Origin of the sequence: Aerococcus sp. HMSC23C02, from assembly GCF_001806805.1 — a bacterium.
GTDB lineage: Bacteria > Bacillota > Bacilli > Lactobacillales > Aerococcaceae > Aerococcus > Aerococcus sanguinicola.
In genome coordinates, this window is sequence record NZ_KV786047.1 from 1 (window position 1) to 4,987 (window position 4,987).

The following is a 4,987-nucleotide window of genomic DNA, read 5'->3' on the forward strand; positions in this document are numbered from 1 at the left end:
TATCTTCTGGGGCGTAGACGATCTTTTGATCCTTAACGGCTGTCGTATTAGCCAGGGCTTTGGCATTTTCGAGCACATCTTTGGCTGGCTGAGATTTTTCACCAGGCTTAGAAATGGCTGCATCGCGGTCGAGAACCATGAGCCAGTCAGGGTTGCTTTCGGCAATGGCTTCTACGGAAACATCGTCCCCCTTGTGGTCAGAAGACTCATTAGCCACTTCGAGGGCTGGTTTCCAGTCGAAGATATCGTAGAGTGGGCCCCATACCCGGCCAAAGTGTGGCGCTGAGAAACCAATTTCGCCACCTGATACCACTAGGGACATCACTTTATCTTCGCCATTATAGGCTTCTTTAGCCCGCTTAATAGAGGCGTCAAATGCTTCGACATCTTTCTTAGCTTCGTCTTCTTTGTCGAAGATCTTGCCCAAGGCCAGGCTCGAATTCTTCAGGCCATCCACTAAGTCTTGGCCAGGGTGCTCGCTGTCTTCGCTCACATTAATGTCTAGGTTAATCACCGTGGCTTCTGGCACTAACTTCTTAATGTCATCATAGTAGTCTGCAAAACGTTGGCCCACAATCACTAGGTCGGGCTGTTCAGCAGCAATGATTTCTAAGTTAGGTTCCCGGTGGTTGCCGATGTTTTGTACGGAATCATCCTTAACGAAGGCGGAGCTTCCAGGCATGACATCTTTAGGTACGGCCACAGGTTTAATGCCCCATTCTTCTAAGCTTTGGAAGGTCCGGTTGTCTAAGGCAACCACTTTTTGTGGGTTCTTAGGCACTTCTACCTTACCTGTAGCATCCTGGATTTCAACGGTTTCTGCCTTAGCATCCGTTTTAGCACTTGTGCTTTCTTCCGTCTGGCTAGTCGCACTTTGGCTGCTTTCCGCTTGGCTGGACTGGCTAGATTGACCAGACTCTCCCTGGCTGCAGGCTCCGAGTGCCAACATAGACAAGGAGACAAGGGCAACTTTTAATGCTTTTTCTTTCATATCAATAACCTCTTCTTTGCTATTTTCGAAAACCTCGCTCGTAATTGAGAAAGGTTTTCAATTGACAACCTTATTGTAGCAGAGATTTTGTTTAAAAACTATAGAATTCAACAGATGGGAATGAGTCCAATTTAATCTGGCTTTATATAATTTAGAACCCATAAACTATAATCACTTTAAATATCTAGGATTGCTTCTGGATCATGCGCCGGTAGCGGTAGACAGAAGGCACTGAAACACCTAAAGCCTTGGCCACTTGGGGCACAGCTCCCTTGATCTTGAAGACGCCCTTGGCTTCCAAGCGGCGCATGATGTCGAGCTTGGCTTCTGGGCTTAGGTTGAGATTGGATTTGATTTGATCAGGGCCGATAATTTCAGTGATAATATCGTTTACATTTTCGGACAGGATCTCCGCGAAGTCGCTAGAAAAAGCTTCCTCTTTTTCAGCTAATTGGGCGGTCTTAATGGAGATGGGGAGCTTGAGTGTCTTAATAATATGGTCGGCCAGATCAAATTGTTTGGAATAATCCATATTGACACAAATCATCCCTTGGAGTTGGTTCTCATCATCCTTGATGAAGAAGGTTGAACCTTGGAGTATTTTTCCGGCCTTGGTTCGAGTCTTGTAGTTGACCAGGTAATCGCGCTGGCGGTAGTCTTCCTTTTCCATTAATTCGAGGGCGAACTTGGTGATGGGGGAGTCTTTGCTGCGTCCGCTCAATTCGCCGTTGACAATTTCTGCAATATACATGCGTTTACCATCATAAATATGGAGTACGACTTCGAATTGGTCGCCAAGGACCTCTCCCAAAAAATGTACCAGGGCTATATAATGCTTGAGTCGATCTTTATCCATTCATGGGCCTCCATTCACAAGGCGCTGCTAATTATCGATGCTTAAATTTAAATTCATTATAGCGCAAACGAAAAAAATAACAAAGTTCCGCTAGAGAATAAGAAGAAAAAAAGCTAGAGATGAGAGGGTGATGGGAAGAGGAATAAATCTTTATTATCTACCTTGAAAGCGTTGACCCTAATAATAATCATTGTTAAAGTTGATAACTGTAATGTGAAAGGACTTGCAGAAACAAAAATGTAAGCGCTGTGAAAAATATAGATACAGAAAGAAGGAAGTAAAAATATGGATTTAATTATTGGAGTGGCTCTCCTGATCCTTGTCTTAGCCTTGTTTACGCTCTTTACCTTCAAAGCTCCTAAAGGTCGTGAAACCATGGGAGCGTTTGCGGATGCTTCGTGCGCAACCCTCTTGGTGGAAGCTTTCCTCAATTCCTTTGTGGGCAATATCTTCGATGCCGACTTCTTCAGTGAGGTCGGCATGGCGGCTGGTTCTATGGGTGGGGCCGCCGCAGCCTGCATGATTCCCCTTGCCTTAGGGGCTTCCCCAGTGGCCGCTATGCTCTGTGGGGCAGCTACTTTTGGCCTGGGAATTCTTCCCGGTCTGGTTGCCGGTTACACTTGCTACTGGATCCTTCAATATATTGAGAAGAAATTGCCTGCTGGACTGGACCTACTCGTGATGATTATTGTGGTAGCTCCTCTGGCACGTTTCATTGCGATCGCCAGCGAGCCAGTTGTTGAAGCTGCCCTCCTCAATATCGGTAAGAGTATTGAAGCTAGCTCCAATGCCGCGCCAGCTATCATGGGGATTATCGTTGGTGGGATCATGGCAGTGGTTTCTAGCTCGCCCATCTCATCTATGGCCCTATCTGCCATGCTCGGTCTGACTGGTCTACCAATGGGGGTAACGACCATGGCCGTCTTTGGCTCAGCCTTCGTTAACTGGATGACTTACCGCGAGTTGAAACTCGGGGGTCCACGTGAAAGCTTGGCTGTCTTCTTAGAAGCCAAGACCCAGGTTGACCTCACCTCAGCCAATCCGCTTCCAGTATATCTGGCTGACTTTATTGGGGGCGGCTTGTGCGGCCTTGTTGTAGCCCTTGCCGGTATGGTGAACGAAGCCTCTTCTACGGCTACACCATTCGCGGGCCTAGCCGTGATGTTCGCCTATAACCCCGCCATGAAGGTTGTCATTATGGCCGTTGCCTGTGCCGTTATTGGGTTAGTGACTGCCTTTGTTTCTGCCAAGTGCTTTAAGAATTATCCAATCAATCGTTTGGACGATATCCAAGAAGAAGCTGACTCTAAAGAAGCAGAGGGTGTCTCCTCAGAAGCCTACTATGCCCACCAAGCAAGCTAATAAAAAACTGTTTTTTTAAGGAAGTTAGGGAAGACCCTGCTTCCTTTTTTGCGTTAAAAGTCTCTGTTGAAAAGGGGAAATCGGGGCTTTTATACAATCTTAAAACAAAAAGAAGGCATCCATAAAGAAGTCCAAAAAAATTTCTCATTATATTTATCATTTTCTTTCTATTATATAGCTTTCGAAATGAGTGTTTACTAATCTTTATCTATTACCATTATGTCGCTTATTTATAGGGCTTAAATGATTTATCTGTTCACTAGATCAAGGAATCGTCTGAATTTTATCACATTTAAATTCTCATATTAAAGCGGGAAAAATTAATAAAAGTTTATCGTTGTAATAATAAATTATTTGTTTTGATGGCGCTTTCATGATAAGCTTTTATCAAGTTGTGAATGGGAAAGGAGGCCCAGGAAAATTCCTTTTAATCAGTAATGTAAGCGATTTATCATTTTGTCTGAACCCCTGCCTTCTCTTGCCGGAATCATTCAATCAGCTCTTATACTAGGGGCAAGGGGCAGTGTTCAGCGAGTCAGAAACTAAGAAAGTAGGATAAAACTATGGATATAATTGTCGGTACCATTTGGTTGCTAGTTGTACTAGCTATCTTTACACTCTTTAACTATAAAGCCCCATATGGCGCCAAGGCCATGGGTGCCTTAGCATCGGCTGCTTGCGCCAGCTTCCTAGTTGAAGCCTTCCACGATTCCTTCTTCGGATCGGTGCTCGGCCTAGAATTTCTCAAAGAAGTGGGGATGGCCAATGGGGCGCTCAGTGGGGTGGCAGCCGCCATCTTAGTTGCCATTGCTATTGGCGTTCAACCTGGCTATGCGGTCCTCATGGGATTGGCAGCTTCGGGAACAGGAATCTTACCTGGTTTCTTGGCCGGTTATCTCGTGTCCTTCCTCGTTAAATGGATGCAGAAAAAGATTCCTGGTGGCTTGGACCTCATTCTTATTATCATTGTCAGCGCACCACTCACCCGAGCCTTGGCCCTCTTCATCGCACCGCTGGTAGATAATTCACTCCTCCAAATCGGTGAAATCCTTATTGCTTCTTCCGAATCAAGCCCTGTTATCATGGGGATCATCCTCGGCGGCGTTATCACCGTGGTGGCCACCGCGCCTTTGAGCTCTATGGCCCTAACCGCTATGCTCGGCCTAACTGGGACCCCAATGGCAATCGGCGCCATGGCTGTCTTCGGGTCTTCCTTCATGAACTACATGATCTTCCACCACTTAAAACTCGGTGAACGTAAAGATACTATCGCTTTTGCCATTGAACCTTTGACCCAGGCAGATGTGACCTCTGCTAACCCGATTCCAATCTACGGAATAAACTTTATGGGTGGGGCCTGCAGTGGGATTCTAGTGGCCCTCTTACAAATGGTCAACGAAACCCCAGGGACGGCCACTCCAATCGCTGGTTTTGCTGTTATGTTTGCCTACAACCCAGCCATGAAAGTGCTCTTAGTTGGTTTGGCCTTGATTGTGATTAACCTTATTGTTGGTTTCTTAGGAGCCAAGGTCTTCAGAAATTATCCAGTCATCACCAAGCAAGAATTAGCAGAACGTGACTATTAGAATTCTTTTTACCTAATAAAGCTAGGCTTTTCTACGGAGCCTAGCTTTTTTCATGCTTTTGGTCTGGGAAACGTGCTACAATCAGGGGTAAGTATAACGGTTTTTTTATAAATTGTGTTAGTGAGCATTCGTTTCGCTTTTGAATTTGTCCCTTAAATGTTTAGAGGATCAACAACGGCTGAAGCCGTCTTG

At 45.6% G+C, this 4,987-nt stretch carries 4 protein-coding genes; 2 read left to right on the forward strand and 2 right to left on the reverse strand.

The annotated features are described in order from the left end of the window. Positions 1–991: siderophore ABC transporter substrate-binding protein (locus tag HMPREF3090_RS05890; protein WP_070486159.1), on the reverse strand; the 991-nt coding region annotated here is incomplete at its 3' end. A gap of 184 nt (positions 992–1,175) precedes the next feature. Continuing rightward, positions 1,176–1,847, reverse strand: a complete 672-nt coding sequence (locus HMPREF3090_RS05895; RefSeq protein WP_070486161.1) for a helix-turn-helix transcriptional regulator — start codon at positions 1,845–1,847, stop codon at positions 1,176–1,178. A gap of 285 nt (positions 1,848–2,132) precedes the next feature. Between HMPREF3090_RS05895 and HMPREF3090_RS05900 the strand changes: the two genes are divergently transcribed. Together HMPREF3090_RS05900 and HMPREF3090_RS05905 are read left to right on the forward strand one after the other, a co-directional pair. Continuing rightward, positions 2,133–3,209 carry a PTS sugar transporter subunit IIC gene (locus HMPREF3090_RS05900; RefSeq protein ID WP_067974979.1) on the forward strand — a complete coding sequence of 359 codons (1,077 nt, stop codon included), beginning with the start codon at positions 2,133–2,135 and terminating at the stop codon, positions 3,207–3,209. Between the two features lie 563 nt (positions 3,210–3,772). Continuing rightward, positions 3,773–4,795, forward strand: a complete 1,023-nt coding sequence (locus HMPREF3090_RS05905; RefSeq protein WP_067974983.1) for a PTS sugar transporter subunit IIC — start codon at positions 3,773–3,775, stop codon at positions 4,793–4,795. The last annotated feature ends 192 nt before the right edge of the window (positions 4,796–4,987 follow it).

What these genes read in the sequence shown, in the direction of transcription:
- HMPREF3090_RS05900 (WP_067974979.1), top strand. Translation starts at nt 2,133, where the DNA reads ATGGATTTAATTATTGGAGTGGCTCTCCTGATCCTTGTCTTAGCCTTG.
- HMPREF3090_RS05895 (WP_070486161.1), bottom strand. Translation starts at nt 1,847, where the DNA reads ATGGATAAAGATCGACTCAAGCATTATATAGCCCTGGTACATTTTTTG.
- HMPREF3090_RS05905 (WP_067974983.1), top strand. Translation starts at nt 3,773, where the DNA reads ATGGATATAATTGTCGGTACCATTTGGTTGCTAGTTGTACTAGCTATC.